General features: G+C 63.3%; 16 protein-coding genes and 7 tRNA genes. 12 read left to right on the top strand and 11 right to left on the bottom strand.

What is annotated here, in order from left to right; all coding sequences use genetic code 11:
- The gene (dxs, locus tag HMA55_RS04020) at positions 1 to 1,932 is read left to right on the top strand and encodes a 1-deoxy-D-xylulose-5-phosphate synthase (protein ID WP_181191780.1); all 1,932 of its coding nucleotides are present in this window, start codon (positions 1 to 3) and stop codon (positions 1,930 to 1,932) included.
- A 12-nt stretch (positions 1,933 to 1,944) separates the two neighbouring features.
- Here the strand turns inward: dxs and HMA55_RS04015 are convergent, their stop codons facing one another.
- Both HMA55_RS04015 and HMA55_RS04010 read right to left on the bottom strand, forming a co-directional pair.
- On the bottom strand, positions 1,945 to 3,150 hold the full coding sequence (locus HMA55_RS04015) for an HRDC domain-containing protein (RefSeq protein WP_181191779.1): 1,206 nt from the start codon (positions 3,148 to 3,150) through the stop codon (positions 1,945 to 1,947).
- 11 nt (positions 3,151 to 3,161) lie between these two features.
- Entirely contained in the window at positions 3,162 to 3,800 is a 639-nt protein-coding gene (locus HMA55_RS04010; RefSeq protein WP_181192045.1) for a DUF3000 domain-containing protein, read from the bottom strand.
- A gap of 128 nt (positions 3,801 to 3,928) precedes the next feature.
- Between HMA55_RS04010 and hemQ the strand changes: the two genes are divergently transcribed.
- On the top strand, positions 3,929 to 4,630 hold the full coding sequence (hemQ, locus tag HMA55_RS04005; protein ID WP_181191778.1) for a hydrogen peroxide-dependent heme synthase: 702 nt from the start codon (positions 3,929 to 3,931) through the stop codon (positions 4,628 to 4,630).
- 21 nt (positions 4,631 to 4,651) lie between these two features.
- Here hemQ and msrB read toward each other — a convergent pair whose 3' ends face one another.
- The 9 genes from msrB to HMA55_RS03960 all read right to left on the bottom strand — a co-directional run bounded on the left by msrB (position 4,652) and on the right by HMA55_RS03960 (position 7,672).
- Complete coding sequence (gene msrB, locus HMA55_RS04000; RefSeq protein WP_181191777.1) at positions 4,652 to 5,065, bottom strand: peptide-methionine (R)-S-oxide reductase MsrB; 414 nt, start codon at positions 5,063 to 5,065, stop codon at positions 4,652 to 4,654.
- On the bottom strand, positions 5,062 to 6,312 hold the full coding sequence (locus HMA55_RS03995) for a glycosyltransferase family 87 protein (protein ID WP_257802293.1): 1,251 nt from the start codon (positions 6,310 to 6,312) through the stop codon (positions 5,062 to 5,064). The genes msrB and HMA55_RS03995 overlap by 4 nt, the downstream gene beginning before the upstream one ends.
- A gap of 28 nt (positions 6,313 to 6,340) precedes the next feature.
- Positions 6,341 to 7,036, bottom strand: coding sequence for a dihydrofolate reductase family protein (locus tag HMA55_RS03990; RefSeq protein ID WP_181191776.1), 696 nt, complete (start codon positions 7,034 to 7,036; stop codon positions 6,341 to 6,343).
- Between the two features lie 46 nt (positions 7,037 to 7,082).
- Positions 7,083 to 7,158: transfer RNA gene (locus HMA55_RS03985), tRNA-Gly, on the bottom strand.
- Between the two features lie 33 nt (positions 7,159 to 7,191).
- Positions 7,192 to 7,263 (bottom strand) — tRNA-Val (locus tag HMA55_RS03980).
- Positions 7,264 to 7,278: 15 nt separating this feature from the next.
- Positions 7,279 to 7,352: transfer RNA gene (locus HMA55_RS03975), tRNA-Cys, on the bottom strand.
- Positions 7,353 to 7,393: 41 nt separating this feature from the next.
- A tRNA-Gly gene (locus HMA55_RS03970) sits at positions 7,394 to 7,469 on the bottom strand.
- A 35-nt stretch (positions 7,470 to 7,504) separates the two neighbouring features.
- Positions 7,505 to 7,576: transfer RNA gene (locus HMA55_RS03965), tRNA-Val, on the bottom strand.
- 20 nt (positions 7,577 to 7,596) lie between these two features.
- Positions 7,597 to 7,672: transfer RNA gene (locus tag HMA55_RS03960), tRNA-Gly, on the bottom strand.
- Between the two features lie 247 nt (positions 7,673 to 7,919).
- Between HMA55_RS03960 and HMA55_RS03955 the strand changes: the two genes are divergently transcribed.
- The 10 genes from HMA55_RS03955 (at position 7,920) to HMA55_RS03910 (ending at position 16,541) form a co-directional block, all read left to right on the top strand.
- Positions 7,920 to 7,991 (top strand) — tRNA-Val (locus HMA55_RS03955).
- Between the two features lie 202 nt (positions 7,992 to 8,193).
- Positions 8,194 to 8,781, top strand: coding sequence for a copper resistance CopC family protein (locus HMA55_RS03950; RefSeq protein ID WP_235961725.1), 588 nt, complete (start codon positions 8,194 to 8,196; stop codon positions 8,779 to 8,781).
- Positions 8,782 to 8,790: 9 nt separating this feature from the next.
- Positions 8,791 to 9,429, top strand: a complete 639-nt coding sequence (locus HMA55_RS03945; protein WP_181191774.1) for a copper chaperone PCu(A)C — start codon at positions 8,791 to 8,793, stop codon at positions 9,427 to 9,429.
- A 12-nt stretch (positions 9,430 to 9,441) separates the two neighbouring features.
- The gene (locus tag HMA55_RS03940; RefSeq protein ID WP_181191773.1) at positions 9,442 to 10,671 is read left to right on the top strand and encodes a Dyp-type peroxidase; all 1,230 of its coding nucleotides are present in this window, start codon (positions 9,442 to 9,444) and stop codon (positions 10,669 to 10,671) included.
- Positions 10,672 to 10,780: 109 nt separating this feature from the next.
- Positions 10,781 to 12,835, top strand: a complete 2,055-nt coding sequence (thrS, locus tag HMA55_RS03935; RefSeq protein ID WP_181191772.1) for a threonine--tRNA ligase — start codon at positions 10,781 to 10,783, stop codon at positions 12,833 to 12,835.
- A complete protein-coding gene (locus HMA55_RS03930) occupies positions 12,753 to 13,436 on the top strand; it encodes an HIT family protein (RefSeq protein WP_181191771.1) in 684 nt (227 codons plus the stop codon). Before thrS ends, HMA55_RS03930 begins: the two co-directional genes overlap by 83 nt.
- On the top strand, positions 13,429 to 14,064 hold the full coding sequence (gene pgsA, locus HMA55_RS03925) for a phosphatidylinositol phosphate synthase (RefSeq protein ID WP_181191770.1): 636 nt from the start codon (positions 13,429 to 13,431) through the stop codon (positions 14,062 to 14,064). The genes HMA55_RS03930 and pgsA overlap by 8 nt, the downstream gene beginning before the upstream one ends.
- A complete protein-coding gene (locus tag HMA55_RS03920) occupies positions 14,065 to 15,000 on the top strand; it encodes a phosphatidylinositol mannoside acyltransferase (RefSeq protein WP_181191769.1) in 936 nt (311 codons plus the stop codon).
- A gap of 3 nt (positions 15,001 to 15,003) precedes the next feature.
- Positions 15,004 to 16,089, top strand: a complete 1,086-nt coding sequence (locus tag HMA55_RS03915; protein WP_181191768.1) for a glycosyltransferase family 4 protein — start codon at positions 15,004 to 15,006, stop codon at positions 16,087 to 16,089.
- Positions 16,086 to 16,541: a hypothetical protein gene (locus tag HMA55_RS03910; RefSeq protein WP_181192043.1), complete on the top strand. Its 456-nt coding sequence runs from the start codon at positions 16,086 to 16,088 to the stop codon at positions 16,539 to 16,541. Before HMA55_RS03915 ends, HMA55_RS03910 begins: the two co-directional genes overlap by 4 nt.
- Positions 16,542 to 16,571 lie beyond the last annotated feature (30 nt).

Here is a 16,571-nt window from a genome sequence, read left to right as displayed (position 1 = left end):
GTGGCACTGCTCGAGCACATTGCAACGCCAGCGGATGTCCGCAAGCTGTCTCCTGCGCAACTCGACGGTCTCGCGGATGAGATCAGGGAGATGTTAATCCAGAAAGTTTCTGCGACCGGTGGGCACTTAGGGCCCAACCTGGGGGTCGTGGAACTAACAATCGCGCTGCATTACATCTTCGACTCCCCGAACGACCCAATTATCTTTGATACTTCGCACCAGTCCTACGTGCATAAGATCCTCACTGGGCGCGCCGCGGGGTTTGACACACTCCGCAAGAAGGGCGGGCTCTCTGGCTACACGGCTCGTGATGAATCCGAACATGACTGGACAGAATCCTCCCATGCGAGTGCCTCGCTGTCGTACGCTGACGGGCTAGCTAAGGCGAAGGCGCTTACCGGCCGCGGAAGCGACAACGTGGTCGCAGTGGTTGGTGACGGGGCCCTCACTGGCGGAATGTGCTGGGAGGCGTTAAACAACATCGCCGCCGCAAACCGCAACGTAGTGATCGTGGTCAACGACAACGGTCGCTCCTACTCGCCGACGATCGGCGGGTTCGCCAACAACCTGACAAAGTTGCGCGATCAACTCGCCGCCATTCGGATGCAGCCTGCTTATGACGAGGTCATGGAGTCGGGCAAGAAGACTTTGAAGTCCATGGGGTGGGTAGGCGAGCGCACCTTCGACGCACTCCATGCGCTCAAAGAAGGCGTGAAGTACCAGGTCCTGCCAACCGAGATGTTCCCGGACCTGGGGATGAAGTACGTGGGCCCAGTCGAGGGCCACGATCTGAAAAGCTTGCTCAACGCGTTTAAGTACGCCAAGCGCTACGACGGGCCACTGATCGTGCACGTGGTGACAGAGAAGGGGCATGGATTCGCCCCGGCAGTAAACAACGTGGCAGATCAGATGCACTCCACAGGTGTGATCGACCCGGTGACGGGCGAGTCTCTGGCCCAATCGGAGCCCGGCTGGACCGCGGTATTCACCGAAGAGCTTCTGCGGGCTGGCCACGAGCGCCAGGACATCGTCGCCATCACCGCGGCCATGGCAGGACCTACGGGGCTGCAGCCGTTCGCGGAGCAATTCCCGGATCGGTTCTTCGACGTCGGTATCGCGGAGCAGCACGCGGTGACATCTGCGGCGGGCATGGCTCTCGGCGGCTTGCATCCGGTGGTGGCGGTGTATTCAACCTTCCTCAACCGCGCGTTCGACCAGCTTCTCATGGACGTGGGGCTTATCGGCCAACCCGTCACAATAGTGTTGGACAGAGCCGGTGTGACCGGGTCGGATGGGGCCAGCCACAACGGCGTGTGGGATATGGCGATCTCGTCGATCGTTCCGGGGATTCGCATCTGCGCACCGCGTGACACTGCGCGCCTGCGCGAAGAATTCGCGGAGGCCATCGCGGTTGACGACGGGCCTACGGTCGTCCGCTTCCCCAAGGGCGCAGTCGGTCCCGACATCGATGCTGTGGAGCGCTGCGCTGGGGGAACGGACATTTTGGTTCGGCCTGGCGGGGAGCCATCCGTGGATGCTATCGACGTGCTGCTGGTCGCCGTGGGGCCCTTCGGACAATATGCCGTCGAAGTGGCTGACGCTGTGGGTGACGCCGGCATCCGTGTGACCGTCGCCGATCCGCGCTGGGTCATCCCTGTACCAGTCGACATCATCGATCTGGCCTCGCAAGCGGACCTCGTAGTGGTGTACGAAGACGGCGTGGTTCGTGGGGGCGTAGGTTCTGCGGTGGCCGAGGCGCTTGCCGCCGCAGAAGTCGATGTCCCGGTACGGCACCTCGCCTTTCCCGACGTCTTTCCGCTGCATGCCTCTCGGAGCGAAATCTTGCGCGAGTACGGGTTGGATCCGCATTCCGCGGCTGAACAAGTGCGCGAGTGGGCCACGAGCCTGGCTGATCCCGAAGGGGATGCGTAAACGCGCAGACTGTTAGACGGCGGTGACCATCTGGCCGTGAGCGTCAGCCAAGATTGGCGCAGCGAACCCGACTTGCCAGGCGCGGGCGCCTGCGTGTTGCAGAGCTAATGCAGCTTGATGTGTGTCCCATGCCGGCCCGGTATCGGGTGCTACCCACACCGCCTCCCTGAGCGTTGCAGGTGCAAGCAATACCTCTGGCTGCATCTGAAGTTCAGCCGCGCGGTGTGCAATGCCTTCGCGGCAGGTTTGCAGCATCGCCCACGACTGCGGGTAGTGCCGCTCCCACCTGGATTTCGGAGGTGCGGCATTCGACTGCGGAGCGTGCCGCGGGGGCCAAGAGGAGGGGTCTGCGGCGAGCGCATGCTCCACCACAGTGAGCCACTCGCGCGCATCCCTCGGCGGCAAATTCGTCCGCCCGACGGCTCTGGCGAGTTCGCGGGGTGAGGAGGGCTTTGCACGCGCGATGTCGACGAGGTCTCGGTTGGACAGCAATCTCCCGGGGGAGATGTCGCGCTCTTGCCCTAGCTGCTCCCGAGCCCGCCACAGTTCGCGCGCTACCTGGAGGCCGGACTCATCGCGCAGGGCGGACAGGCCCTTCATATCGCGCCAGGCTTTCTTCGGGCGCGGCGTCAGCGAATATGACCTGACGAGGTGGTTGAACTCCTGGAAGGCCCAACCGAGCTTGCCATTGGCGTCGAGGTACTCGGCGAGGGCTTCCGCCAACTCGTTGAGATACTCGACGTCTAGAGCCGCGTAGTCCTGCCACGATACGGGTAAGGGCGTGCGAGACCAGTCCTCGTGGCCATGGCCCTTTTCCAGCTCGACGCCAACGAAACGCTCGACCATCGCAGCGAGATTAGGGCGGTCGAAGCCAGCGATACGGGAAGCCAGCTCGGTGTCGAACAGGATCCCAGGGTGCAGGCCGAGATGAGCGAGACTGCGGAGATCCTCACCAGCGGCGTGGATGATCCACTCAGCACCGTTGAGCACCGGTGCGAACGCCTGTTGGACGGCATCCCGGTGGCCCTCCGGGGCGATGAGGAATGTCCCCGCGCCGCGACGGTGCACCTGCACTAGGAAGGCGCGGTCGCCATACCGGAAAGACGAAGCGCGCTCGGTGTCAACCGCGAATGGGCCTCGTCCGAGCGCAAGTGCACCCGCTGCGTCGCGGAACGCAGCGGGTGTGTTCACCAGGGTATAAATCGGCCGAGCACTCATGTCTGAGGAATTTAGCGTGGGCTGAGCTGCGCCACACCTTCAGGCGGCAAACCTGCGACGTGGGCGAGTACCTTCGAAAACGCTTCCACGTGGCTCTGGAGGTCTGTGCCCTCCGCGGTCCATGAGGCGCGCATTTCCAGCTGGTAGGCGCGCGGCGGGCCGCCAATTTCACCGAATCGGACGGATGTGGTCGACGTCACCGTGCCTCCGAGGTTGGTGAATCCCGCGTTGGTCTCTGCGAGCGATTCATTGAGCCACTGCCATGCCACATCCGGCAGAAGCGGGTCGGAAGCCACCGCATCATCCATATCGGCCTGGATGTAGGCGACCAGGCGCATGGATCCTTCCCACGCCTCCTCCGCTGCGGGGGAGTGGAGGAGGATGAGGCGACCGAATGCGTCGCCGTCGGAATCCACGGGGACGTTATCCTCCTCGGGGTGCGCAACTTCCAGTCCGACAGCGTGGCTGAATGGGGCTGGGCGCTGCGGCGGGCGGATGGTGCCCAAGGAGATCTCGGGGCGCAGGCGCGCCGCGTGCATCGATTCAACGGCTGCGCTGAATTCCGTGGGCCAAGCGTCGCTGGTTCCGTGTTCGTCCCTGGCCTCGTCAGCACCGCTGGCGGACATTGGGGATGTGGTGTCCGGGTTCATCACAGCGTCAAACGTATCCAGCAACGGGCGAGGTTGGGGGAGGCGCGCCGTGGAGCTGTACCGGGTCGGCGTAGAATGGCCTACGTCTTTAGTTTGATCTGCCGAGTGGCAGGGAAGGGGCAAAACCCATGGCCAAGCTTGATTTCGACAAACTCAACGCGACACAGCGCTACTTGCAGTTCGCTGTGTTCCGTGCAATCCCTGGTGCGCTGGGAAGTGAGCGGGCGGAGATTATCGACGAGGCTCGCGCCTTCTTCGCCGGCTTGGAGGAGCAGGGCCTGGTCACAGTTCGTGGCATCTACGACAACACCGGTATCCGGGCCGACGCGGACTTCATGATTTGGTGGCACGCGGAGGAATTTGAACACCTGCAGAAAGCGCTCGCAGACTTCCGGCGGGAGACTGCCTTTGGTCAGCGCGTCGAGCTGAGCTGGGTTGGCAACGGCCTGCACCGCCCGGCCGAGTTCAACAAATCCCACCTGCCCAGTTTCATCATGGGAGAGGAGCCGGGGGACTGGATCACGGTATACCCGTTCGTGCGCTCCTATGACTGGTATGTGATGGACCCGCAGGAGCGTCGCCGGATCCTCGCCGAGCACGGCATGGCGGCACGCGACTTTGCAGACGTGCGTGCGAACACCGTCGAGGCGTTCACGTTGGGCGACTACGAGTGGATGCTCGCGTTTGAAGCTCCGACTTTGGAGCGCATCGAGGCGCTGATGAAGACGATGCGCTACACGGAGGCGCGCCTGCATGTGCGCGAGGAAATCCCGTTCCAGACGGGGCGCCGAGTCGGCGACATCGCTGAGGTGATCGGGATGCTGCCGTAGGTGGCGTCCTAAAGCTACTGCTTAGGCTTCGTCGAGTGTCAACGAGATGGAGTTGATGCAGTAGCGCAGGTCTGTGGGGGTGTTATAACCCTCGCCGGCGAAAACGTGGCCGAGGTGGGAGCCGCAGTTGGCGCACAGAACTTCGGTACGAATCATCCCGTGGGATGTGTCCTCCCGCTCGATGACCGCATCGCCCGCGAGGGGGGTGAAGAATGAAGGCCAGCCGCAGTGCGCGTCGAACTTTTCGGAGGAACGGAACAGCTCGGCACCGCACGCGCGACAGCGGTAGACACCCTCTGTCGTGGTGTTGGTGTATTCGCCGACACCAGGGGCCTCCGTGCCTGCCTGACGCAGCACCCGGAACTCCTCCGGGGAGAGCTTTTCGCGCCACTGCGCTTCGGTGAAGTCCTTGTAGTTCGGGGTCTGCTCGGTCATTGCGCAGTCCTTTCCGCTTCGGTCGTTGGTGCTTCGCGCACGAGTGTTCTCGACAATACCCACGCCGAACATGCAACGATAAATATGGCCCAGCCGAGAGTGGGCAAGAACGTGTTTAGCCAGCTACCTGTTAGCGGGTGGGCGGCGGTTGCCCAGTCCAAGGGCGACAAGCACAGGGTGGCGCCGAGCCATGTGGGCCAGGTGCGGATGGGGCTATCCGGGTGGAAAACGGTGAATAGGGCGGGAAACAGCATCATGGAGTAGTAGGCCTGGCCGAGCGACGACAACAGGCAGACCCCGGCCAGGAGCACTCCGGCACCGACGGAGAGGTAGAGCAATTCCTCGGTGTGGCGGACCCGGGCGAGCCCCAGCACCGCAGCCGCAACCGCCGCGCCCAACAGGGCAAACAACACACCGTGGGCCCATGCGGGCATGCCGAAGTAGACGGCGAATCCGGACAGCGAGGAGTTGGCGTAATCGCGAGTGATGCTCAGATACGGCACCACCACGTCGATGTAGTCGCTCGCCCCCGGGGTCAGCGGCCAGGCAATCACGTTCATGAGCACCGGCACTGCGATAGCGCCGACGAGGGAACGCCACCGCAGCCGCAATGCGGGAAGCACCACCAACGGGGCGAACATCGGTTTGACCAAAATGGCCAACCCCAGCACGATGCCAGCGGCGATGTCGCGCGGCGACATCAGCAGCGCTATAAATGCGACCAAAGCGAGCAACAGCACACCGTTGATGTTGGAAAACACCAGCGTGTTCGTAACAGCCTCGGTGCAAAACGCCAGTGCGATGGCGACCGGGAGGGTCGGTCCGGACAGCGGGCGCTCCCACAGACGCGTTAGCCAGGCCAGCGCCGCGATGATGCACGCCGCGTTCACGGCGATGAACAATGGGCGCGCCGTCGCAACGTCCGAGATCAATCCCAGTGGCGATAACAGCAGCGTCGCGCCAGGGTTGTACAAGTAGTGCGGGTCGACGTGGCTGTAGATCTCGTTGTAAACGGGGACCCGCTCCACAAAGCGGCGCGCCGCCGACCACACGGTGGTGAAGTCGTCTGTGACCGAGCCCTCCCGCGCCAAGACGAACAGCCGATGCACGACAAGCATCACCGCGACCGGCCAAGCGGCCGCGGTGACGGCAGGTGCAAGCGGGGCAGTCGGCACCGCAGACAGGTCCTGCTGCGTAGTGGTACTGATTCTCAGCGGCCTTCTACGTGTCGGTGGGGAAGCAATCACGGGCCTAACCGTACCTGGCGGGATGTGCTTACCTTTCCCGAACGCTCCGGTAGCGCAGGAACAACACAGAATCGCCCGAGTCTGCCTCGAGGTCGGAGGCATGCGTGGCCTCCAGTGTGTAGCGATCTTCAAAGGGTGGCTGCTGGGCCAGGTTGCCCATGCCCCACGGGCCGTCGGCGTCGCTCACGGTGGGATCGAGGGTGATGTGCAGGACATCGATCTGGTTGTCTGCGATCATGTCGGCGTACACGCTGGGACCGCCCTCGCAGGCAATGCGCCTGAATCCCTCCCGGTGCAAAGCGTCCACAATCTCAGCCGCGGTGCCTTCGCCAGCGGCCACAAACCGAGCACCCGCCCGTTCTAAAGCGGCGCGTTTGTTGTTGAGCGTGACGTCGAGCAGTGAACTTTCCGGGCAGACGATGATGGCGTCGCGTCCCTTGAGCACTCCGGAATTGGGCTTGATGTTGAGGGAACGGGAGAGGATGGCGATGGGCGTGTCTGCAGAACCGTAGGCCTCCGCCGTGACAGTGCCGGCGGAGACGAGCACCACGTCGGCCCACGAGCGCAAAGCGTGGAGGAGCTGCGAGTCGAGGTCGTTTCCCAGCACCGCGGAAGTGCCTCTGCGTCCGAAGGCGCCGAATATGGTCATCACCATCGCGGCTCGGGTTTCGCACTCTGCGCTGTCGAGGACGGGACCGATCAAATCGCTTGCACAAGTAGTCATGCGCAAAAGAGTAACCCCGGCTCCAGGGAGAACCTGGGGCGGGGAGTGGAGCGGATGACGAGACTCGAACTCGCGACCCTCACCTTGGCAAGGTGATGCGCTACCAACTGCGCTACATCCGCATTGCTATTCAGTTTGCGAGGGATATCCCTCTGTGCGCGATACTGGGATCGAACCAGTGACCCCTACCGTGTCGAGGTAGTGCTCTACCGCTGAGCTAATCGCGCGAGGCTGTTCAAGCTTGGAGGTGGATACGGGAATCGAACCCGTGTACACGGTTTTGCAGACCGTTGCCTAACCACTCGACCAATCCACCGTGGAGTTACCTCCGAAGTATTCGGTGTGCCCCGAAGTACTTGGAGCGGATGACGAGACTCGAACTCGCGACCCTCACCTTGGCAAGGTGATGCGCTACCAACTGCGCTACATCCGCATTGTTATGTAATTGGAGAGGGAATCGACCCTCTGTGCGCGATACTGGGATCGAACCAGTGACCCCTACCGTGTCGAGGTAGTGCTCTACCGCTGAGCTAATCGCGCCCTAGCTCCCCGTAGGGAACTGGAGCGGATGACGAGACTCGAACTCGCGACCCTCACCTTGGCAAGGTGATGCGCTACCAACTGCGCTACATCCGCATGCTTTCGACGCTGTCCGCGTTGAATGCGAGAACAAACTTTATCCGCAAGTTGTTCCCCGGTACAAATCGCCATGTCAGGCTATAAATTTAAGGGTGGTGAGGGAATTGCATGGTTGTAATTATGGTTGTAATTCGGGCGTTCATTGGATTGGCTGTCGACGGCACACCTCCGGTCCGCAACGTTACCGCGCTTGACCTGCCGATTCGGTACTTCCGGGCAGTGCGTGTAATCTCTGTGTCCGTTCGGTCCTATGGCTCAGTGGAAGAGCGTTCCGTTCACACCGGAAAGGTCGCTGGTTCGATCCCAGCTAGGACCACAAGACAAACCGCCAGGCAACTGGCGGTTTTTGTTTGTGCGGGGGTTTTCGAGGTTCCGATTACCCCTGCCTTCCAGGATGGCCAAGTTATTCGCTCTGGCCGAAGACTTAGTGTTTGAAGCTCCGGGAACTAACCTCGAGAGTGATACGACTACAGCCTTTAAGCGCCCACTGGCGCCAAAGTTTTATGCGAGGAGGCACCATGCTCATTCAGACAAGAGCGCGACGAGGGGGAGCGGTTGCCGCCATAGCAGCAGCCTCGGTGGTCGCGGCAGCCCCGGCTTACGCCCACGATTCTGTGATCAGGGCGAACCCGGAAGACAAGAGTGTGGTTAGCGAGTTCCCGGACGCGGTCACCCTGGAGTTTTCTGGGGAGGTGCAGGACGGGTTCAACACCATTGCAATTTCGCGCGAGGTGGGCGGACAGTCTGAAGTGTTGTACTCCGGTGAGCCTGAAGTCGACGGACGCTACGTCACGCTTGATCTGCCGGATGACGTGAACGCGCAACCAGGCGACTACAAGGTCGGCTTCCAAATTGTGTCCTCGGACGGGCACTCCACAAAGGGCATGACCTCGTTCAGCTTCGACCAGGCTGGCGCGGAGGGTGGCAGTGCTGCGTCGGCTGCGGATGCGGACAAGGACCCGGTGGTTGACGCCGATGAAGGCATGGGCACTGGCTCAAAGGTGCTGTTGGCACTGTTGGGGGTGCTTGTCATCGCAGGTGCTGGATTAGGTGCGCTGGTCAAGGTTCGACGCACCCCCGGCACCCACCCTTCGGCAGACAAGTAGGAGCACGTAATGAAGAAGATTCTCGCTTCCGGCCTGGCTGCGGCGGCGCTAGCACTGGCAAGCTGCAGCGGCAGCGCTAACCAGACCTCCGAGCAGGAGCAGTCCTCGTACAACGACGCAACCCACGAAGCAGCGACGGACAACCCGGCCGCGGATGGACTGGACCACGTTTCCAGCGATGCGGTCACGCTCGAAAACGGCGCAGTCCGCGCCAAGGCTGCGAAGGACGCGGCCGACGGCAGCGATATGACTTCCATCTTCGGCACCCTGCGCAACACCTCGGATGAGGATGTCACCGTCGTCGGCTTCACCACCTCGCTGGGCCAGGGGGACAACCAGATCCATGAGGTTGTCGACGGTGTGATGCGCCAAAAGGAAGGCGGCTTTAATGTCCCCGCGGGCGGTACGCACGAGCTTGCGCCGGGCGGCGATCACTTCATGGTGATGGACTACGCGCCGGCGATCGAGGCGGGCGATACCGTGGACGTGACACTGCTGCTCGAGGACGGATCAACAGCAACCATCCCAAACGTCGCGGTGCGCACCATGCTTCCGGGGCACGAAAGCTACGGCGACCACGCAGATCAAGTAATTAACGGCGAGGCGGACCATGCCGACCACGCCAGCCACGGCGAGCACAGCCACTAAGGAGGACGCGTCATGCCGGGTGTAAGCCGGCGGAGGTTTCTGAAGGGGACAGCGGGTGCGGCCGGCGTGGCGTCGGCAGGCGTACTGCTCGCGGCGTGTGAGAACGAGCCGAGCGATTCCGGCCCGAACACAGAGCCGCTCACCGAGGCGGCCGTCGCCTTCGACGGCGAACACCAGGCGGGCATTGACACGCCCTCGCAAGCCTCGCTAAATCTCGCCGGGTTTAACCTCAAAGACGGGGTGGACGGGCGCGGCGTCGCAAGGCTAATGCGCCTGTGGACGGAGGACGCCCGCGAGCTGACAGCCGGACGCAACCCGCTGTCAAGCCTTGAGCCGGAGATGGTCGAGTGGCCCGCGAACCTCACCATCACTTGCGGGTTCGGCGAGCGCATCTTCGACATCGCCAACCCGGGGGTGAAGCCGCGGTGGCTGCACGACATTCCCACGGTTCCGCGCGAGCAGTTGCAGAACGAGTGGGGCCAGACGGATCTGGTGCTGCAGATCTGCTCCGACGACCCGGTGATGTGTGCGTGGGCGCTGCGACACATGACGCGGGCTGGCATGGACTACGTGAAGACGGCCTGGTTGCAGCAGGGGTTCGTCAATGCATACGGCTCCATCCCGAAAGGGCAGACTCCACGCAACCTGTTTGGCCAGGTGGACGGCACCGTCAACCCGAAATCCGACGAGGAATATCGGGAGCAAGTGTTCGCGGCCGACGGTTCGACGTCGCTGGTTGTGCGCCGCATCGCGATGGACTTGGACGATTGGGAGCGCCTCGACCGCGCCTCCCGCGAGGTGGCGGTGGGGCGCAAGCTTGACGACGGCGCTCCGCTGACCGGCGGCGACGAGTTCGATGCCCCGGACATGAATGCCAAAGACGAGTACGGCCTACCGGTGATCGACAAAAACTCCCACATGGCGCGCGCCATGCCGCCGGCGGACCACCCGGAGCAGCGCTTCCTGCGCAGGCCGTACAACTACACGCTGCCGCCGGCGCCGGGGGAGCTGTCTAACGCGGGTCTGATCTTCCTGGCGTACCAGAAAGACCCGGACGTGCAGTTCACACCGGTATTGGAACGGCTGATGGAGGCGGACCGGCTCAACGAGTGGACCACCCACATCGGCTCATCCGTGTACTGGATACCGCCGGGGACGGCCGCGCCCGGAGGTTCGTCGCAAGGCGGTGCACGCGGCGACACCTTCTGGGGCGAGACGGTGCTTTCGGGGGACCGGGGGTAGACTCCCTGGCGTCCGGCGCGCCTGAAGCGCCGTCGGGAGAGAACGAGGAAGATGGGCGGCGTCCAGGTATGACGCAGCCCAGTGACGCGCAAAGGAGCGCACGACAACTATGTCCACCGAAGCAGCAGTCGAGTTCGCACCGTTCGAGGTTCCCGCCGGCACAGCCGTCGGTGCCGCCATGCGGGAGCTGAACCTGCCGAACAAGGGGGAGGACGCAATCGTGTGCGTCCAGGACGAAGAGGGCAACCTCAAAGACCTTTCCTACATCCCCGATACGGTCGCGACGTTCATGCCGGTGCCCGCAAACACCGAACTCGGCCGTTCCGTGATCCGCCACTCCTGCGCGCACGTTCTCGCCCAGGCCGTGCAAGCCGAGTTCCCCGGCACCAAGCTGGGCATTGGCCCGGCCATCAACGACGGCTTCTACTACGACTTCGACGTTGCTGAGCCGTTTACCCCTGAGGATCTGAAGACGCTGGAGAAGCGCATGAAGAAGATCATCAAACAGGGGCAGAAATTCGTCCGCGGCGTCTACGCGTCCGTGGAGGAGGCCGCCGAAGACCTCAAGGACGAGCCGTACAAGCTCGAGCTCATCAACGACAAAGGCAACGTCGATCCGGATTCCGACGAGGCTACCGAGGTCGGTGCTGGCGAGCTGACGCACTACGACAACGTCAACCCGCGCACGGGTGAGGTGGAGTGGCACGACCTGTGCCGGGGACCGCACGTGCCCACCACGAAGTACATCCCGGCGTTCGCGCTGACGCGGTCGTCCGCGGCCTACTGGCGCGGCGACCAGAACAACGCCGGCCTGCAGCGCGTCTACGGCACCGCCTGGGAGTCCAAGGAGAAACTCGACGAGTACATGACCATGCTCGAGGAGGCGGAAAAGCGCGACCACCGCCGCCTGGGCAACGAGCTGGATCTGTTCTCCTTCCCGGACGAGGTCGGCTCCGGCCTGCCCGTGTTCCACCCGGACGGCGGCATCGTGCGCATGACCATGGAGCAGCACTCCCGTGAGCGCCACGTCGCCGCCGGCTACTCCTTCGTCAACACCCCGCACGTGACCAAGGGCGACCTGTTCAAAAAGTCGGGCCACCTGGACTGGTACGCCGACGGCATGTTCCCGCCGATGAAGCTCGACGGTGAAGTTGATGCCGACGGCAACGTGACCAAGCAGCCGGTGGACTACTACGCCAAGCCGATGAACTGCCCGATGCACAACCTCATCTTCGACTCGCGTGGTCGCTCCTACCGCGAGCTGCCGCTACGCCTATTCGAGTTCGGCACTGTCTACCGCTATGAAAAGTCCGGCGTGGTCCACGGTCTGACCCGCGCGCGCGGCTTCACACAGGACGACGCGCACATCTACTGCACCGAGGAACAGCTGGAAGAAGAACTGACCAGCGTGCTGGAGTTCATCATCTCCCTGCTGCAGGACTACGGTTTGGACGACTTCTACCTGGAGCTTTCCACGAAGGACCCGGACAAGTACATCGGCGACGACGAGATCTGGGAGCGCTCCACCAGCATCCTCGAATCTGTGGCCAAGAAGTCCGGTCTCGAGCTGGTGCCGGATCCGGCCGGCGCGGCATTCTACGGCCCGAAGATCTCCGTGCAAGCGCGCGACGCCATCGGCCGCACCTGGCAGATGTCCACCGTGCAGCTTGACTTCAACCTGCCGGAGCGCTTCGACCTGACATACACCGCCTCCGACGGGCAGAAGAAGCGGCCCGTGATGATCCACCGCGCCCTCTTCGGCTCCATCGAGCGCTTCTTCGGCGTGTTGCTCGAGCACTACGCCGGGGCGTTCCCGGCGTGGCTCGCACCGCACCAGGTGGTGGGAATCCCGGTGGCCGACGCATTCGGCGAGCACCTCGACGGCGTGATCGCCCAGCTGCGCGAGCGGGGCATCCGCGCGGAGGTCGACCACTCCGACGACCGTATGCAAAAGAAGATCCGCACGCACACCACCGGCAAAGTGCCGTTCATGCTGCTCGCCGGCGAGCGCGACGTGGAGGCGAACGCGGTGAGCTTCCGTTTCCTGGACGGCTCCCAGATCAACGGCGTGCCGGTTGAAGATGCGGTACAAACCATCACCGAGTGGGTCACCGCCAAGCGTAACGAGCAGCCCAGCGAGGACACCGTTGCAATCCGGAACTAACGGTGAGGCCTACGCCGACACCGGCGTAGGGGATCCAGACCGCCTCACCCGACTGTGGGCGCCGTACCGCTCGAGCTACATCGCTAATATGCCCGACGGCTCGGAGCATCGGCGCGGGGGAGGGGCCGAAGGGACGTCGAGAAGCTCGGGCGATCCCTTCTTGGAGATCCCGAACATGAGCGACGAAGACGGCCTGATTATCGCTCGAGGTGAGACCGTCTACGCGGTGTGCAACCTGTACCCGTACAACGCTGGCCACGTGATGGTGGTCCCGTACCGGAAGGTGGCGGATTTGGAGGCGCTCACCGATGAAGAGACAACGGAGCTGATGGCCTTTGCCAAGCATGCGGTGAAAACGCTAAAGGCCGTTTCTCAGCCCGAAGCGATAAACGTTGGGTTGAATTTGGGGAAGGCATCCGGCGGATCGGTGGGAGATCACCTGCACTTGCATGTGGTGCCGCGTTGGGCGGGGGACTCGAATTTCATAACGGTCATCGGTGGCACGAAGGTTCTCCCGCAGCTACTGCGGGATACACGTGCGCTTCTCGCAGACGGTTGGCGGGAAGTGCAGCGGACGGAGGAAGGAGAGCCCGATGCTTAGCGTGCACGGCCGTAAGCCCGCTGCTGTTGTGGTGGAACCGGTGGCAAGAGGACTGCTGAAGGTCGGGTTGACGCCGAACGTAACCACCCTGGCAGGCACCGCGTTGACCATGTTGTCGTCGATGGTGCTCATTCCCACGGGCCATCTCGTGTGGGCAGCAGTGCTGAGCTTGTTCTTCGCCGCTTTCGACATGGTGGACGGCACTATGGCCCGTTTGGGTGGAGGAGGCACCGCTTTCGGGGCCACGCTCGACGCGAGCTGTGACAGGCTCACCGACGGCGCGCTGTTCGGCGCGATAGCCATTTGGCTCATTTACGTGGCAGACGCTGCGCCCATCAATGTTGCGGCGTCTTTGGCAGTCATCGTGTTGTCGCAGACCATTAGTTACATCAAAGCGCGCGGTGAGGCCGGGGGGCTGAAGATTGACGGCGGGCTGATTGAGCGCCCGGAGCGGTTGATACTCGGCCTCGGTGGGATTGCACTTGAAGGCTTCGGCGTGCCCCACGCCGTTGTGGTTTCTCTGTGGATTTTGCTGGTAGGGTCCGTCATCACCGTGGTGCAGCGGCTTCTTCTGGCCAAGAACGATGAAAAGGCGAGCCAACGCATCGCTCCACCGGCAGGGGCATAAATGGGCGCCGCGCGGGAGAGGCTTGCAGCCGCCGGTTACATCGCCGGGTGGAAAATTGTGGGCGCGTTGCCCGCGCGAGTGTCCGCGCGTGGCGCTAAGTGGGCGGCCGATCTGGTTTCCGATGATGGCGCCGGGATGGACCAATTGCGCCGAAACCTCAGCCGCGTAGTAGGGCCAGGCAACGTCACCCGGGAGCTGGTGCGCGACGCGACGCGTTCATACGCCCGGTACTGGTTAGAGGCGTTTAGGCTGCCGCGCCTTGCGGGCGAGCGGTTGCTAGATACTCAGCTCACCAGCGGGCTTGTGGGGCGCGAGCACCTGGAGGCCGCGATGGCTCAGGGCAGGGGCGTGGTGTTGACCTTGCCGCACACCGGCAACTGGGATATGGCGGGGATGTGGCTGGCCAACCATTACGGTGGCTTCGCCACAGTGGCGGAGCGCCTCAAGCCGGAGGCGCTCTTCGAAGCGTTTGTGCGGTACCGCGAATCCCTCGGGTTTGTGGTGGTTCCACTGACCGGCGGTGAGCGCCCGCCCTATGAGCAGCTCAAGAACGTGCTGGAGCAGGGCGGGATAGTGTGCCTGCTCGGTGAACGGGATTTCACCCGCAGCGGCGTGCCGGTGACGTTCTTCGGGGAAGCGACAACCTTTCCGGCTGGCCCGGCCAAATTGGCACTTGACACCGGCGCGCCGCTTCTCGTCGCACATTCCTGGTTTACTGGCACCCACCGTCAACCAGGCTGGGGCATGAGCGTCTCGGCGCCCGTGCGAACGACCACGTTGGAAGAGACCACACAACGTGTCGCCAACGCGTTTGAGAGAAACATTGCGGCACACCCGGCGGATTGGCATATGCTGCAGCCGCTGTGGCCCTCCGACATGCCCAAACCAAGCCGCCGGAAAGCGTTGGAGCGGCGCCTGCGACCGGCCGGGAGGTAGCTTGTGCGCGTTGGCCTGGTTTGCCCGTATTCGTTTGACGAGCCCGGCGGGGTTCAAGCCCATGTGCTTGACCTGGCTGCAAAGCTGCGGGAACTGGGGCATCACTCGCAGGTGCTCGGCCCAGCGTCGGACCGCACCGAATTACCGGACTATGTCACCCGCGGCGGGCCAGCGGTGCCGGTTCGCTACAACGGGTCCGTCGCACGACTGTCCTTCGGGCCGCAGGTTCGCTGGACCACCCGCCACTTTATCGAGGAGGGCAATTTCGATGTCCTCCACGTCCACGAACCAAACTCTCCCAGCTACTCGATGGTGGCTACGCGCATGGCCACGGGGCCGATCGTGGCCACCTACCACGCTTCCGCAGAATCTTCTTACGCGCTCAAGCTCGCGCTGCCTGCGCTGCGAGGGAGCCTTGAGAAGATCCGCGCCGGCATCGCTGTAAGCGACCAGGCGTGGCGCTGGCAGGCAGAGCAGGTGGGTACGGATCCCGTGGTTATCCCCAACGGTGTTGACACCAGGCGCTTCGCCGCGGCCCGTAGCGACCATGAGAACGGAGAGGTAGAAATTGTGTTTTTGGGGCGCCACGATGAACCGCGCAAGGGACTCGACGTGCTCCTACAAGCCGTCGAGTTGCTGCCGCGGCGGCCGCGGGTGACGGTGGTCGGTGGCGGTGGCCCTCGCAGAGTGGACGGCGTGGAGTTCACAGGCCGTGTCACTGAGACGGAAAAGGCTGAAATTCTGGGTCGCGCCGACATCTTCGTTGCTCCAAATCTGGGTGGTGAATCGTTCGGCATCATCTTGGTGGAGGCGATGGCGGCGGGCTGCGCGGTCGTGGCGAGCGACATCCCCGCATTCGCCGCGGTGTGCGGGGAGGACGCTGGTCTCCGGTTCCCGCCGGGAGACGCCTCCGCGTTGGCCCGGCAATTGCGCATGCTTATCGACGACGTTGCCCTGCGCAACCGGCTGGCTACCCGCGGCGCACGACGCGCGCAGGACTTCGACTGGGACGTGGTTGCCCGCCAAGTGATTGCTGTGTACGAGGCGGTGGCAGTCAACGAAAAGGTGGAGGTTGAAGGGTGGCGTTGAACCTACCGTTGCTGGTACTTGCAGTGGCGCTGACGTTGTGCGCGGCGTGGGCATTCAACACCGCGCAACGTCTCAACCGTTTGCACATCCGTCTCGACCGCTCGCGGGACGCGCTGCAGGCAGCTCTGGACCGCCGGTGTGCAGTGGTGGCGGTCCTATTCCCGGAGCTTGCCGCGTTGGCCGCACAAACGGAGCAGATCCCGCTGACTGCAACGGACCTGCAGCGCAGGCTCTCGCAAGAGACTCAGCTGACGGAGGCTTTGCGGGAGCGGGTCGGGCAGAACCCTTGGCCACCTCAGCTACAGGATGCGCACACCCGTGTTGAGCTGGCGTTGCGGTTCTACGACGATGCCGTTGCGGACACCAGGGCGCTTCGCCTTCGACCGGCGGTACGTGTGTTGCGTCTGGGCGGAACAGCCACATTGCCACAGTTCGCGCTAGGCGACCGGTAAGGGCCAGCTGCGGGGAGTGCGTATAATGCC

Source organism: Corynebacterium wankanglinii (assembly GCF_013601005.1).
In the GTDB taxonomy this organism is placed as follows: domain Bacteria; phylum Actinomycetota; class Actinomycetes; order Mycobacteriales; family Mycobacteriaceae; genus Corynebacterium; species Corynebacterium wankanglinii.
The sequence above is the reverse complement of the archived record's forward strand: the minus strand, read 5'-3'. Positions and strand labels throughout refer to the sequence as shown.